At 40.4% G+C, this 15,487-nt stretch carries 9 protein-coding genes; 3 read left to right on the top strand and 6 right to left on the bottom strand.

The genetic code is table 11. The features are described 5' to 3' along the window. Positions 1–192: 192 nt before the first annotated feature. On the top strand, positions 193–4,263 hold the full coding sequence (locus tag AB3G73_RS20035; protein ID WP_298045402.1) for a hybrid sensor histidine kinase/response regulator transcription factor: 4,071 nt from the start codon (positions 193–195) through the stop codon (positions 4,261–4,263). 21 nt (positions 4,264–4,284) lie between these two features. Here the strand turns inward: AB3G73_RS20035 and AB3G73_RS20040 are convergent, their stop codons facing one another. From AB3G73_RS20040 to AB3G73_RS20065, 6 genes are all read right to left on the bottom strand, one after another. Next, a complete protein-coding gene (locus AB3G73_RS20040; protein WP_298045404.1) occupies positions 4,285–7,395 on the bottom strand; it encodes a hypothetical protein in 3,111 nt (1,036 codons plus the stop codon). Between the two features lie 176 nt (positions 7,396–7,571). Continuing rightward, positions 7,572–9,737, bottom strand: coding sequence for a right-handed parallel beta-helix repeat-containing protein (locus tag AB3G73_RS20045; RefSeq protein WP_367745499.1), 2,166 nt, complete (start codon positions 9,735–9,737; stop codon positions 7,572–7,574). Positions 9,738–9,861: 124 nt separating this feature from the next. Next, positions 9,862–10,878: a GNAT family N-acetyltransferase gene (locus AB3G73_RS20050; protein ID WP_367745500.1), complete on the bottom strand. Its 1,017-nt coding sequence runs from the start codon at positions 10,876–10,878 to the stop codon at positions 9,862–9,864. Between the two features lie 13 nt (positions 10,879–10,891). Continuing rightward, a complete protein-coding gene (locus AB3G73_RS20055) occupies positions 10,892–11,809 on the bottom strand; it encodes a DUF2156 domain-containing protein (protein WP_258979365.1) in 918 nt (305 codons plus the stop codon). A gap of 57 nt (positions 11,810–11,866) precedes the next feature. Beyond that, positions 11,867–12,562 (bottom strand): LrgB family protein, encoded by a 696-nt coding sequence (locus AB3G73_RS20060; protein WP_148363985.1) that lies wholly within the window; start codon positions 12,560–12,562, stop codon positions 11,867–11,869. Next, positions 12,559–13,002 carry a CidA/LrgA family protein gene (locus AB3G73_RS20065; protein ID WP_148363984.1) on the bottom strand — a complete coding sequence of 148 codons (444 nt, stop codon included), beginning with the start codon at positions 13,000–13,002 and terminating at the stop codon, positions 12,559–12,561. The genes AB3G73_RS20060 and AB3G73_RS20065 overlap by 4 nt, the downstream gene beginning before the upstream one ends. A 198-nt stretch (positions 13,003–13,200) precedes the next feature. Between AB3G73_RS20065 and pta the strand changes: the two genes are divergently transcribed. Both pta and AB3G73_RS20075 read left to right on the top strand, forming a co-directional pair. Next, the gene (gene pta / locus AB3G73_RS20070) at positions 13,201–14,220 is read left to right on the top strand and encodes a phosphate acetyltransferase (protein WP_148363983.1); all 1,020 of its coding nucleotides are present in this window, start codon (positions 13,201–13,203) and stop codon (positions 14,218–14,220) included. Between the two features lie 39 nt (positions 14,221–14,259). After that, entirely contained in the window at positions 14,260–15,459 is a 1,200-nt protein-coding gene (locus tag AB3G73_RS20075; protein WP_148363982.1) for an acetate kinase, read from the top strand. Positions 15,460–15,487 lie beyond the last annotated feature (28 nt).

A 15,487-nucleotide genomic window follows, 5' to 3' on the forward strand; every position in this document is an offset into this window, starting at 1 on the left:
ATATTCTTGTTTGACCCTGTTTTTAACATACGGTGGATTGAAGTATAATTTGAGGCTTTTGATTTGTTATGGTTAGTGGAATTGTTTCTAAAGTTAGTAGTTTTGATACATGGAAATGAAATTTAGCTTATATTTGGTTGGTTCATATTGAGTGTTATTTTATCTTTGTCTTGTAATCTAAAACAATATGCTATGTATAAACGATGTCTTTTCTGTTTTTGGACTATTCTTCTTTTGAGCAGCTTTTCATTGATTAAAGGACAAGATTTCGATATGCCTGTTTTTCTGAATATCTCTACCAATGACGGACTTTCTCAAAATTCTATTATTCGTATTTATCAGGATAGCAAAGGATATATATGGTTATGCACCAGAGATGGACTTAATAAATATAATGGAATAGAGTTTATGATATATCGCTCTGTACCCGGAGATTCTTTGAGTTTGAGCAACAGTGATATTACTTCTATTGTGGAAGATTCGACAGGGGATTTATGGATCGGTACATACAATGGATTGAACCGTATGAATCCTTATACGGGAAAATGTGAACATTTTTATAGCTCCTTAGATGATACAACAATTTCTGATAACTGCATCAAGCATTTATATAAGGATTCGCATGATAATATTTGGATAGGCACTACTAAGGGACTGGAAATGTATAATCCGGATACAAATGATTTTTCACGTATTTATACTCATGGCGCAGTAACATGGATTGTAGAAGATAGTTTCGGTAATTTGTGTTTCGCGAATGATAAAGATGGATTCTTTACTTATAATATAGTATCAGGTTTGATAACCAATTATCCTTTGAATTCGAATGATAAGATTTATACCCTGTTTGAAGACTCAAATAAGAGATTGTGGGCAGGCATGTGGTCATCAGGGCTTAAACTATTCAATAGAAAAACCGGTCATTTTGATAGTGTAGATCTTCGATATGTTCATGATGACTCATTCAATCATGAGCAAATCGGTTATATCATAGAGCTGGGGACTGGTAATTTGTTATTGGCTTCAAGAGGTGGATTGATCGTTTTTGATCCGGAAAAGCAACAGTGCATCACACATTGGAATCAGAAGCAACAAAATCTGATAAACAATACCGTTATCTCTCTTTTTAAAGATAAAGATCAAAATATCTGGGTGGGGCATTGGACAGATGGAGTGGATTTATATAGTCCTTATCATAACCAGTTTAAGGTTCATGAAGATTTCGGCGGATTACTTAGAGGTAAAATAGGGAGTGTACATTCTTTTTTGGAACTTGACGGTAACTTATGGATTGGAACGGATGTGGGATTGATCGCATACAATCGAAAGGAAAACAAATATTCATTGTATCCTGTTGAGCAAGAGGAGGTTCGTTATTTATATGCAGAGAATGAGCATACAATATGGGTCAGTACTTATAAGAAAGGTATCTATCTTTTTGATACCCGTCTAAGGAGATATACCGGCAAGATGCCTGTGAAGAGCAATGTGCATATCCATTCTATTAGTCGTGATGAAGAGGGAAACTACTGGATGGGCAGTTTTACAAATGGGCGGCTTTTGAGATATAAACCTGCATCTGGGAAAGTAGAAGACAGATTTGTGCAGAAGGGTGATTCCAATCTTTTTTCATTGATAAATGTCCAGCAAGTATTGGCTGATGGTGATTATATATGGGCTGCCACTCGTTCGGACGGTTTGTACCGTTATAATTATATCACCGGAATGCTGGACCAGTATAAATTCTCTGCAAAGGATGTATCTTCCATAAGTAATAATAATGTTAGCACATCTTTTAAGGACACGCAGGGACGCTTCTGGTTTGGAACTTTCGGGGGAGGGTTATGCCGGTATCTTCCTGAATCAGACTCTTTTGAAAGGTACAATAAAGAGAACGGACTTGAAAATGAAGTTGTCTGTGGAATTGCGGAAGATGAGAACGGTCAGATATGGGTATCTACATTGAAAGGAATATCAGTTCTAAATCTTCAATCAAAGAAATTTCGCAACTATAATAATCGAAATGGTTATTTGTTGGGGGAAGCTAACAGACAGGCGTTTATCAAAACCACCGACTCCGCTTTTTTTGTTGGTGGAAGCAATCGTTTTTTGTCTTTCACCACTTCTTCCGTGCTTTCTAATCCATTAGAACCGGAAGTCCATATTGAGGAAATATCAATATTGCCTTTGAAAGAACGTAAATTTCCCAATATAATATCTGTAACTTCTAATTCTGTAATTGAACTGCCCTACAATAAAGCATCTTTTCAAATTAAGTTTGCAGCCTTGAACTATGTTTATTCCAATCAGAATGAGTATGTGTATCAGTTGAAGGGGTTTGATGAAGACTTTTGCTATCCTGGGCACCAAAATAGTGCAACTTATACTAATATACCGCCGGGTAAATATACTTTTATAGTGAAAGGAGCCAATAATGACGGAGTGTGGAATGAAACTCCCGATGAAATTTCAATCATTATACATCCCCCGTTATGGAAAACTTGGTGGGCTTATGTTCTTTATCTGCTTATATTTCTTAGCTTGCTGTATATTTTCGTACGTCATATAAAGATAGAAGAAAGGCTTAAGAACACGATAAGGATAAAGCAGATTGAACAACAGAGTATAGAAGAGAATCACCAGCTTCGTATGCGCTTGTTTACAAACTTCTCGCATGAATTGCGCACTCCGTTGACGCTTATTATAAGTCCGGTGGAAGATATGTTGAGGCGTAGCGACTTGAGTGAAGAATATGTGACGACGTTCAATCTTATCAAAAGAAATTGTGACCGGTTATTATGGCTGGTAAATCAACTGCTGGATTTTAGAAAAATAGAATCGGGTAAGATGACTTTAAAAGTTTACAACGATGATTTGAAATCTTTTATTCAAGAGATAGTAGTCGCTTTTCAAGAACTTTCAAGGCGGAAGGAAATAGGATTGACTTTTAAATATAATGCAGATGCGGACAGGATTTGGTATGATCCTGTTCTTTTGGAGAAAGTGTTTTTTAATTTATTGTCCAATGCACTGAAATTTACTCAGAAAGGAGATTCCATATTAGTAAATGTGGAGCAATTGACTGCTTTAACAGTTGCCGAAAGGTATCAGATAGAAGGGGATGATGACTTTGTTCTGATTACTGTTTATGATAATGGGGTGGCCATTGCGCCGGAAGATTTGAAGAATATATTCGATCCGTTTTATCAGTCTAATAATCATGAAACACCAGTTTATGGTTCCGGAATCGGGTTAAATCTGTGTAAGAGTATTGTGGAATTACATAAAGGAGTAATTTGGGCAGGAAGTGATGGAATCAAGGGTTCAACCTTCTACGTGTTGTTGCGATGTGGTAATGCACACTTTTCGCCTGCTGATATGGGTACGGAATGTTTGGGTACTGAACATATATGGATGAAAGAGTTGAAGGTTGATGAAGCAGAATTTCAGGAATCGGAGACTTCGGTTTCTGTAAACGATAAGCAAAAGCCTACCATACTGGTTATTGAGGATAATACGGATTTAAGGCATTATATAAGTTCTTTGTTGAAACAGAACTATAACGTGATTGAAGAAAGCAATGGAACGGATGGGCTTCAAAAGGCGGTAGAGGATATTCCGGATTTGATTCTCAGTGATATTATGATGCCTGGTATAAATGGTCTGGAACTTTGTCGGCATATAAAACAGACGATGGCGACATCGCATATTCCTGTGATTTTAATTACGGCGAAGGCTGCCATTTGTCAAGTAAAAGAAGGGTTTGAAATAGGAGCTAATGACTATATTTTGAAGCCTTTTGATGCGGAATTGCTGTTGACTCGTGTGCGTAATATATTGGCATACACGGATACGTTGCGTCAGCGGTTTAGTAAACAGTTTATTCTTTCAACAGGTGAATTGGATACAAAAGGAGATAATGACCAATTTATTGAGAATCTGATGGCTTATGTGCGTGAGAATATCAGTAATCCGGATTTGAGTGTGGAAGAATTGAGTAAGAAAATGAATATAAGTAGAGTGCAGTTATATAGAAAGGTGAAGGCGATGACTGATATGTCACCAATGAAATTATTGAATGATTTGCGGTTGAAGATAGCAGCAGAGTATTTGAGAAATGGAAGTACTAATGTATCGGAAGTCTGTTATAAAGTTGGTTTTAATGACCTTTCCCATTTTGGAAAATGCTTTAAGAGCATGTACGGTGTTGCTCCTAAAGCATATATCCAACAATATGGGAAGAATGTTAAAATAGATGATTGACAATCCGAAGGACATCTTTTTTTACAATACTTTGATTTCAGTTCTGTTATCACTACGTTGGGAGAATGAGACCTTATCGGTTTTTCCATTTCGAGTTATGCTTGCTGTATTGTTGCTGTATTGGATAACTGGTAACTTTTCTCCGTAACGGAATGGTATCAGTAGTACCCGGTAATTTACTTTCTTATCAACTTGGTTAATAACCAATCGGGCATAGGTCTGGCTTCCTTTGCCTTCGTCAGGACCATTTTGTGCTAATTCGGTGTAAATCAGAGGTAGGTCTACTACGTCTGACGGTTCCATTCCAAGTGCACAGACCATCAATAGCGGGTCACCCTTTTTCGGCTTGATTGCAGGAGCGTTGCTTGGGGCTTTCAAGGCATTGAAAGCCGGGCTATGTGCTACTACTGTGCAATTTGCAGGAACTCCGTTGACTTCAGCTTTCCAGATATTTTTGCCAAGCATTGCTGTCCACTGGTATAAGTGATTGTTGTCATCTTTACATGCATCGTCGCAGATGATTCCAAATGCATCATCACCTTTAACAAGCCCGGCTGAACGATATACATATTTAACCGGATTCCAGGGAGCTCGAAGAGTCGGAATAAAGTTTGCTTGGTTGGAGGTTGCCCACCAGATACGCATTTTATAATGGGACGTACCCCGGAAGAACTTTAGTATTTCAGGGCGAGTTTCCAGTTCCCATACTTTGTCAGTATATACAGGAGCATTGTAGACCGCAAAGCCGGTTCCCCAATCTCTTACTTGCGTACACCAAGTCCAGTTGTAAGCATAAGAGAGATTTGCTGATGCAACAGAGAATTTGTCTCCTAGTGTTGCTCCCAAATAATCGGCTTTGGCCGGACATTGCTCAGATTGTGCGAATCCGTCAATTAACAGCTGGTTATGGAAACGTGATGAATATGTCTTTGGAAAAGGTGATTCTGTAATCCAGTTCACTCCAAGTCCGGAGAAATAGAACATACCTGCATCGGCATGGTGATGTCCGGAACCTATATAATGATTATCTCTGACATGAAGGCATAGCCATGTTGCATCCTTGCCATTTTTATTGGAAGTCGAGAATACTCCGTGAATGTCGGTGTTCCAATCCAGCGGCAGGGAAGCGTCTCGTTGGGTTACGTGATTCCAGTCGCCAGCGTATGGGAATGCCCATGTCAAACTAGGGTAGGTAGGCCCCGGCAAACGGACACCATGAATATTCTTTTCTAATTTTTGACGATAGGCTTCCAAATCAAAGTTCTTCAAGTCATAGTCAGGCTCGATAGAAGAAAGTAGAAAATCTGCATTCTTATCGTCGGGGAAGAAGGCTTTTAATTCGAGTGTTGTCTGGAATGAAAATGGGGAACCACCCCATGTTCCGCTACTCACTGTTTCTTTACCGTCAGGAGATGTGGTGTATACCAATCCGGTGGTAAGTTTGCGCCAATGGGGATGTCCCCATAGGTTATTACCTCTACGGGCTTCTGAAATCATGGAGAGTACTTGGAATTGGATACCGCCGCCGCTCTTTCCGTTGCTTTCGAAGATTTGCCCGTTTTTGTCTATTCCGAATTCGAGAAAATCACGAACGAGTTCCTTGCCGGATTGATAGGCTTCAGGATCAAAACCATGGCAACCTTCGATAGCTGTAATGGCCAGCAGATGTGTCAGATGCCATGTCATATGGTTTATGTCACGCCATGCACGTTTAGGACCATCTCCGGCACCGGTTCTTCTTCCATAAGTAGTTTTGGCTATTAAATTCTGCATAAACCTGATTTGTTCTTTAGTCATCCATTTTCCTCCGAAATCAAGGGAGAATGCCAAATCCATATGAGGAACTACACCATGCATTCCTCTCCAGTGGGTGGACGAATGGCTGGCTGCGTCAAAATCGGCCCCGAATTCACTGTCGCTGGTTTGTAGATGTTTTTCTATTTGAGGCTCTATCAGTTTATAATAAGATATGATGGCATTTGCGACTTTTTTCCCTAAATCATTATTTTCGGTAAGCATGGCATATAGTGCCATTGTCGTCAAACAGTTTGTTACATATGTGATGTGTGAATTGTATATGCCCGGTTGATGGTCTTTGGTCAGTTTGGGGACATGATATACGGCTGGACCCTCTTTCGGAAGTTCTTGTTGACTACGTATTTCATCCAGTTTTCCGTTGTATAGTAATTTGAATATTTTGCCATCACTGGTCTTCTCATTAAGCCAAGTCTTTTTAAGTAGTATTTCTATTTCTATCAATCCCTTTTGTGCTGATTTGTTGTTGGCTATGTGTCTCTTCAACATGGGAATATCTTGCGGACTGAAAAGAATACGCGGGTAGACTCCCGGTGATGGAACTTTCGAACCAAGCAGGGTGCTGTTGAACCCATTCAGATTATATTCACTTTCCGGTGTCAACGGCCATTCTGTTTCTTCTCCTTCTTCCAAGTCTTTCAATTGTTCTTTGGTAACACGTGCGTGATCGGTCCATTTTCCCTGTTTATGCAGATAAGGAATATAGCGGATGGCTATATCAGGATCGGCATATTTTTCAGGGGTATCGAAGAGAGTGACAACACAATCGTCAATTATCGGATTGGTTGTGTATTTAATTGGCGTTTCATTGATGAGTACTAGTCCTCGGTCATTGGTGTATACATGTTTGCCAATGGCTTTTGCAAAGTCTGCTGCAGCAAAGTATGGTTTTCCTTTTATCTTTATGATGGATATTTCGGGGAGTATTTGAGCTTTTGGAAAAGTAGCGGTATATACCCATCGTTCTTCTAGCACTTTCAGGTCTGCGGGGATGGGAGCAAATTTTACTTGTTTGGCAGTGATAGCATCGGCAAAGGCTTGTGGAATATAAAGTTTTCCGTTTTTTATAACAGACCAGCACTCCAAAATATCATTATTATCTAGCCGTACTTTTTTCCCTTTTATATAAGCATATCGGCTTCCCGGGAAAAGTGCAATGCTATTTCCGATAGCTTTTAGTGCGGCAGTTCTAGCCGAACGTGTGTATGGCAGGTTTTTATCTTGTGAAACCTGCCCGGTTGTCATTGTCGGTACTGTGATTAATAATAGTAGGGCTATTCCTATGAAATGATGTAAGTAGCTCTTGGGTCTTCTCATGATCGTGTGTTTTGGAGTTATTAATGAGGGCAAATCTAGGTAAAAGATAGCAATTGGGCTGGTAATATTGTTGCAAAGGTATAGGAGAAATGATGCATTTCTTCTATACCTTTGTGTTTAAAAGGGGAATGTCTTTCTGAATAGTGTGTTTATCACGGGGCTCAAACAAGGGTTTCTTACTGCTGATTGGTTGCTTTAACGTCATTAGCAGAGTTAAATCCGGCAGTGTCTGACAAACCTTTCATCAGTTTTTGAATGTCAGGAAGGGATTTTCGGAACTCATCCTTGTACAATCCGATTTTGTTTAATCGGATGACGGGAATAGTCATGCCTGGTTTATTTAGTATATTTTCGTCTCGTTTCTCAATCAGTAAGGAAATATAGTCTTTGTCAGACTTTATAGATGTTCCGCCGGACAACTGTGGAGAATAACGGAAATCTGCTTTGTCACCACTTAAATAGAGACCTTTCGGGCAGTTGATGAAATAATTTCCCTCAATGACATTATTGTGAGGAAGTTCGAGATGCTCTTGTGATAGGAAGTTCTCCATTTCTGGATAAAGTTTTTTCCAGTTTCCTTGTTTAAGGTTGTACTGGTTAAAACGAAATGTATAATTTTTGTTTTTAACTGTATAGTTGCGGTGTTTCCCTCGTGAGTCAAGACTGATTCCTTGGTGAATGCAGTTGAGATAGATGTTATCTTTCACTACATTATCGTGTCCTCCGCCAATCATTGTGCCACTAAGTGCGCGGTGGATAATATTATTATAAACGGAATCCCCCGTATGTCCATCATCGTGATAGGTACCGTTGGCACGGGGGATATGATGGATAAAATTATGTCTGATTACGTTTCCCCGGCTGGTCCAGTCGTGGCGAGAGTAGAAAGCTCCTACATCACCGGTTTTCTTGGCAATATCGAACACTTCATTATATTCAAATACGTTCAGATTACCTACATAAAGAAAGGCAGAGTGAGGAGCGTCATGTACGAGGTTGTGACGGACAGTGATTCCTACAGCATCTTCTCCGGCTTTATCACTTCCGGTTGCCTCGTAACGTCCCAGTCTTACAGCTGCCGCCCAAGAATCTTTTATGAGTCCGTAATTATGAAAATAATTATTCTCAATTAGAAAATTGCAGGGAGCCAGTGTCTTGCGGTCTCCACCCATGGCAGAGATTCCTTCTTTTCCCAATGCGTAAAAGTCATTGCTCTTGATTTGGTGTTCTAATCCTCCATCTATGATGATTGCCGTACCACCGAGATTCTTAAAGGTACATCCGGTTACTAGATTCTGGTTTCCTCCCTGCATCACTAATCCATTTTGTGCGGATTTGTCAAATACGATACCTGAAACTGTAAAATTGTTGACTCCGCTTATGTTCACTAACGGAGTATATTTGCAGCATATTTTTATTTCTTGGGAGGAAGCGTTTTTCGGTGGTAAAATATACATTTTCTGCCGTTTAAAATCAATACACCATTCTCCGGGAAGATCTATTTCTTCCGGTAGGTTAATGACATAATAAGGCTCCTCACCAGAACCTTCAGGACGCTTGTATTTTGAACCGATTCCATTTCCTGAACTATTATTGGCCGGATTCTTGGATACGCCGATTCCGACTTCATGTGTAACGGTTTTCTTTTCTGTATCAATTTGCTGTATTTTAATTGTATTTGCCTGCCAGGGTATTCTCCAAAATCCAGTCATCCATAATCCTTCTTCCACTGCCCCTTTCCATGCTTCGTGGCGAGGATCGGAATATTCGAAGATACCTCCATGGGTTTCATCTCCGAAATTATCGAGAACTCGTTTCATCGTCATATATCCTTTATTGGGGTATCTGCTTAAAGGGAGTCGGTTTTCTCCCCAGTATATTTCGGGGAACTCTTCTCTGGCATTGAACAATACTTTAAAAGATTCTACGCTGATACCCAGCTTCTTTAAGTCCACTTCCTTTATTTGCTTTGCTGTTTTCGGTCGCAGGCGTGCATATACTTTTTTATCTTTTATAGAAGTAAGCATTTTGGGAGATATTTCGATAGCCATTGATAGGGTCGCTTTTCCTGGATGTTCCGCTTTAAGGATGATGTTGTCCTTTCCAGAAGGGATTTGAAGTGTTTTTTCGAGTTGGTAGGTGCCGTCTTTCAAAATAATAATGTCAGTTGGTGCGGCTTTATTTATTGCCACCTCGATTGTTTGCAATGGAGTATTTATTTCCCCATTATGTTTGTCATTCCCATTAGGAGATACATAAATGTTTTTAGCGAGGGTAATTCCACACGCCATATACATTATACTTACAGTTAATAACAGTTTTTGTAGAGTAAGAGTTTTCATTTGATTACTTGGTGTTAAATTTATCTATTCCATGTTTGCAAAGAAAGATAATTTTGCCAATTGCTCTTGGGAGCCAAGTTTCAAAAAGTGGTAGTTATGTTACATTGCTGCTTTCAAGGTTATATTAATTCAGCATCAAGCTCATATATGGCTTTAACGGCTGAAATATTCTATTGGTTAATTCGCTAATATTCATTTGTATATGTGCACCGGGCAGTCGCTCGGTATTATACATGCACTTTCCTTTGCACAGGTAATAATAGCCGTTATTTACAGACAATTGTTTGTCCGATAATTCCAGCTGCATTTCATCTTCAGGAAAAGCTGCGGCATAGATTTGCAACACTTCTTTGGCATTGATGATACGTGCCATGCCTAGCGGATGTTGAGGCTGTTTATCTTCAGGAGGCAGTCGTTGAACCATGCGCTTGCATCCGGTGTGCTGCCTGATCGCATACAATAAACTATATTCCACATCCTTATCATCAGCGCAAAGTTCATTGATAATGATCTGTTTTTCTCCTTTATATATAATGGTTATTCCTTTGATTTCGTTTTCCTGGCGGGCTACAAATAAATAACCTCCGCTAATGGCAAGATCGGTCATAATAACCTGAAAGTCTTCCGGTGTGTGCTGAATACAGCAAGGTCGTTCGGAAAGCTTCTTATTCAAATAGGAATAGACCTCCTCCTGAAATTCAGAAACAACACTGACCGCTATCTCTTTAGAAGGGATAAACTCGGGCAAAACGATCTCTTTAGTTGAATACTTGAATACCGAAGCATATCCCATGCGGGCATAATAATCGAACAACCAGGGTTCCGCCGGTATCAATGTGCTGAAGTGTACCCCATTCCGTAACATCCGGGCGAAAGACTGTGATAAAAGCTCGCGCATGACCCCTTTGCTTCGATAATCGGGATGCGTACAGGCTCCTGAAATATAGGAGGTCTGCACGGTCTCTCCACCAAAAGTCATCGGATAAGGAAGCATCTGAAGGGCAGAGATTACCTCATCACCACTTTGGATGGCGACGTTCACCTCTGTCTTGTAGCGCAGTCCGAAGTACATCTCGACGAATTCTTCACTATCGTCAAAACAGACTTTCCACAATGCTTTTACTTGCTCCTTTATCATCATATTTATAAAGAGTTTACCATTTAACCATATTCATGGGATGCTCCTTGAGGCAAGCCATGTATTTCTCCAGAATCGTCACCGGTTGGTAAGACAATTTGGCTTTGCGCAAACCTTCAATACCTAAATCCTCTTCCCGGTTGATATAAATATATTGCTCAGGAATCCGGTTGGCGAATTCATAATTAATCATAGCATATGCACCCTCAATGCTGGTATCCGCTTTTTCTACATGTACACCGAACGTTTCATGATTGATAGGCATACCGAATGTAAATGCCACGATTTTACCGTTCACATGAAGAATTCCACCCGTCAGCCCGAGTGCTTCGAAGTTATGAAGTGCATAGATCAGGGCACGGCGTTCATTGCCCGTTCCTTCCTGTTGGTCACAATTGTTCACTTTACACCATTCTGCTTCCAGATCGAGGCATTCCTGAATACGGTCTGGGGTAATCGGTGTATACTCATAATCCGGATAAGTGTTGCGAAACCGGTTGATATGATTTCTTTTCGCTTGGAATTTCTTACCTTTCAACGTCGAAAGATCACTTCTTAAATAGATATAATCAGCATAGTCGCGATCTTCTGTGAAAGTGAACTGTTCCGGAAGGATGGTCTCAAGTTCGGTGCGCATATTACTACACACTCCTAACATACAGAAATGATGGTTTTCTTTGCGGGCATCTTCTATCAGCTCCCGCAATATTGCTTTCAAATCTCCTGTACCTACGGGCATCATATAAGCAAGCTGATCTCCTGCCCAGAACTTGAACACCAGAAAATTATCGACTACTGCAAATTGGGTATCATATAAAAACCTCCAGCTACAAAGATTTGAGAATGAAAGATCGCAATTGCGGCGATTACTTTTCATCGTGAATGAGGTGATTGTGTCCCTGTCTGTTAATGTAATATCTTTAAATGGAATCATAAGATTGCTTTTTTGCGTTTAACTCTTTATATAACGGAAAATCAAGAGATTTTGTTTTTACAAAACACCTAATAATCGAAGGATTGTAGGTGTCAGCAATGCAGTGAATATTCCATTCAACGTCAGTCCCAGACTAGCATAGGCTCCGTATTTGCTGCTGATATCCATTGCGGTAGAGGTGCCGACGGCATGGGCGGCTGTTCCCATTGAAAGTCCTTGGGCGATCGGGCTGCCTACATGCATGATTTTCATTGTTTTAAAACCACAGATAGCGCCTAATAAACCTACTGCTACAACAACTGCCGCCGTCAGTGACGGAATACCGCCGATGGCTTTGGTTACTTCCATCGCAATGGGAGTCGTAACCGATTTTGGAGCCAGTGACAGGATTACTTCTTGTGAAGCTCCCATGAACTTTGCAATCAGTACTACTGAAATAACTCCGACGATGCAGCCTGCCAGTTGAGACAGTAGAATAGGCAACAACTGTTTTTTTATCATTTCCAGTTGTAGATATAAAGGTACGCCTAAAGCCACAACGGCCGGGCGTAGCCAGAATTCGATCAGATGTCCTCCTTTATTATATGTCTCATAAGAGATATGGGTCATTTTAAGGAAGATGATTAATAGTGCGATGGTCAGCAATATAGGATTTAATAATACCAGTCCTGTTTTCTTCTGAAGCAGTTTGGCAAAGAAGAAAATCCCGAAGGTAATAGCCAACAGGAAGAAATTATTTTCTAAGAAACTCATTTGTCTTTATTCGTTAAGTTGATTTTATCTTTAAGGTGTAGTTTCTCCGGCAGATGGAAATCTGACAGATGAAGTTTGCGTGCCAGTTTGATCTGATGCGCCAGTCTGAACTTGCGAACGATCTGATGTACCCATCCCGTTACGACAAGTACAAGTGCGGTACTGACAATGGTAGCTATCACAATTGGCCAGAATTCTGCCGCAATAACATCAAAGTATAGCATAAGAGCCACACCGGGTGGAACGAAAAAGAATCCCAAGTTAGCAACCAGAAAGTCGGACAACCCCTGTACCCAGTGTAATTTAATCCAACCTAATTTTAAAAAGAGGGTGAGCAGCAGCATGCCAATGATGCTGGAGGGGAGCTTGATACCCGTAAAATAAACAATTAATTCACCCAAAGCCAAACAGCCAAATAAAATGGCGCACTGACGTATCATATACTAATAACCTATTGATTTTGTTTTGAAAACGCTGCAAAGGTATGAAAAATAGGAGTACAGTGTTAAATATTATAATATTTTAGACTTGAAAGAGAAAAATAGGCGAAATTGTAATGTGGATGTTGCAAAATTGAGTACTTTTGCACCGCAAATTACAAATTGTAATGAGGTTTTATAATAATATTCAATATATCTATGCTCAATTTAATCAACCAAATCGTGGCGCGTGCGAAAGCAAATCGCCAACGTATTGTTCTTCCGGAAGGAACTGAAGAACGCACATTGAAAGCTGCCAATATGATTTTGACAGACGAAGTAGCCGATCTAATTTTACTGGGTAAACCGGCTGAAATTAATGAACTTGCTACAAAATGGGGATTGGGAAACATCGGTAAAGCTACTATCATTGATCCTGAAACTTCTCCGAAACACGAAGAATACGCACAGTTGTTGTGTGAACTTCGTAAAAAGAAGGGGATGACTATCGAAGAAGCCCGCAAATTGACGAGCGATCCTTTGTTCTATGGTTGTTTAATGATTAAGAGCGGTGATGCTGACGGTCAGTTGGCCGGTGCCCGCAACACGACCGGTAACGTACTGCGTCCTGCTTTACAGATTATCAAGACTGCACCGGGAATCACTTGCGTATCTGGTGCTATGTTGCTTTTGACTCATGCTCCTGAATACGGAAAGAACGGTATTCTAGTCATGGGGGATGTTGCCGTAACTCCGGTTCCGGATGCTAACCAGCTGGCACAGATTGCTGTTTGTACCGCTCAAACTGCGAAAGCTGTTGCCGGTATTGAAAATCCGAAAGTAGCTCTGTTGAGCTTCTCTACCAAAGGTTCTGCTAAACACGAAGTAGTGGATAAGGTGGTAGAAGCTACTAAGATTGCGAAAGAGATGGCTCCTACTCTTGATCTGGATGGTGAAATGCAGGCTGATGCTGCTCTTGTACCGGAAGTCGGTGCTAGCAAGGCGCCGGGTTCTCCAGTTGCAGGACAAGCAAATGTGCTGATCGTTCCGAGTCTGGAGGTTGGTAATATTTCTTATAAATTAGTTCAACGTCTGGGACATGCTGATGCTGTCGGCCCGATTCTTCAGGGTATTGCTTGTCCGGTAAACGACTTGTCTCGTGGTTGTTCTATCGAGGATGTATATCGCATGATTGCTATTACGGCTAATCAGGCCATTGCAGCAAAAGCGAATAAATAAGTATTAGATATAAAGTATTAAGTATAAATCGACAACAACATGAAGATTCTGGTATTGAACTGCGGAAGTTCATCTATTAAATATAAATTGTTCGATATGACCACCAAAGAGGTGATTGCACAAGGTGGTATCGAAAAAATCGGTCTGAAAGGATCATTCTTGAAATTGACTTTGCCGAATGGTGAGAAGAAAATTTTGGAAAAAGATATTCCGGAACATACAATAGGAGTAGAGTTTATCCTGAATACATTGACCCACCCTGAATATGGTGCTATCAAATCTTTGGATGAGATTAATGCTGTAGGTCACCGTATGGTACACGGGGGAGAGCGTTTCAGCGAATCTGTATTGCTGAATAAAGAAGTTTTGGAAGCTTTCGCTGCTTGTAATGACTTGGCTCCACTTCACAATCCTGCCAACTTGAAAGGGGTGAATGCTGTTTCTGCTATTCTTCCTGACATTCCGCAGGTAGGTGTATTTGATACGGCTTTCCATCAGACAATGCCGGATTATGCTTATATGTATGCTATTCCTCACGAATTGTATGAAAAGTATGGTGTACGCCGTTATGGCTTCCACGGAACTTCTCATCGTTATGTGTCAAAACGTGTATGCGAATTCCTGGGTGTAAATCCGGTAGGACAGAAAATTATCACTTGCCACATTGGTAACGGTGGTTCTATCGCTGCTATCAAAGATGGTAAATGTATGGATACTACGATGGGCTTGACTCCGTTGGAAGGCTTGATGATGGGTACTCGTAGCGGTGATATTGATGCCGGTGCAGTAACATTTATCATGGAAAAAGAAGGCTTGAATACGACCGGTGTTTCTAATCTGTTGAACAAGAAGAGCGGTGTACTGGGTATTTCAGGCGTATCAAGCGATATGCGTGAACTCTTGGCTGCTTGTGCGGCTGGTAATGAGAAAGCAATCCTTGCTGAGAAGATGTATTATTACCGTATCAAGAAATATATCGGCGCTTATGCTGCTGCATTGGGTGGTGTGGATATTATCCTGTTTACAGGTGGCGTTGGTGAAAATCAGATGGAATGTCGTCGTGAAGTTTGTAAGGATATGGAATTCATGGGTATCGAACTTGATAATGAAGTAAATGCTAAGGTTCACGGTGAAGAAGCAATCATTTCTACTCCTGCTTCTAAAGTGAAAGTGGTAGTGATCCCGACAGACGAAGAACTGTTGATCGCATCGGATACAATGGATATCCTGAAGAAGTAATAATGTTATTGATGATAATACAAAAAAA

Source organism: Bacteroides sp. L008 (assembly GCF_040812255.1).
Classification (GTDB): Bacteria; Bacteroidota; Bacteroidia; order Bacteroidales; family Bacteroidaceae; genus Bacteroides; species Bacteroides vicugnae.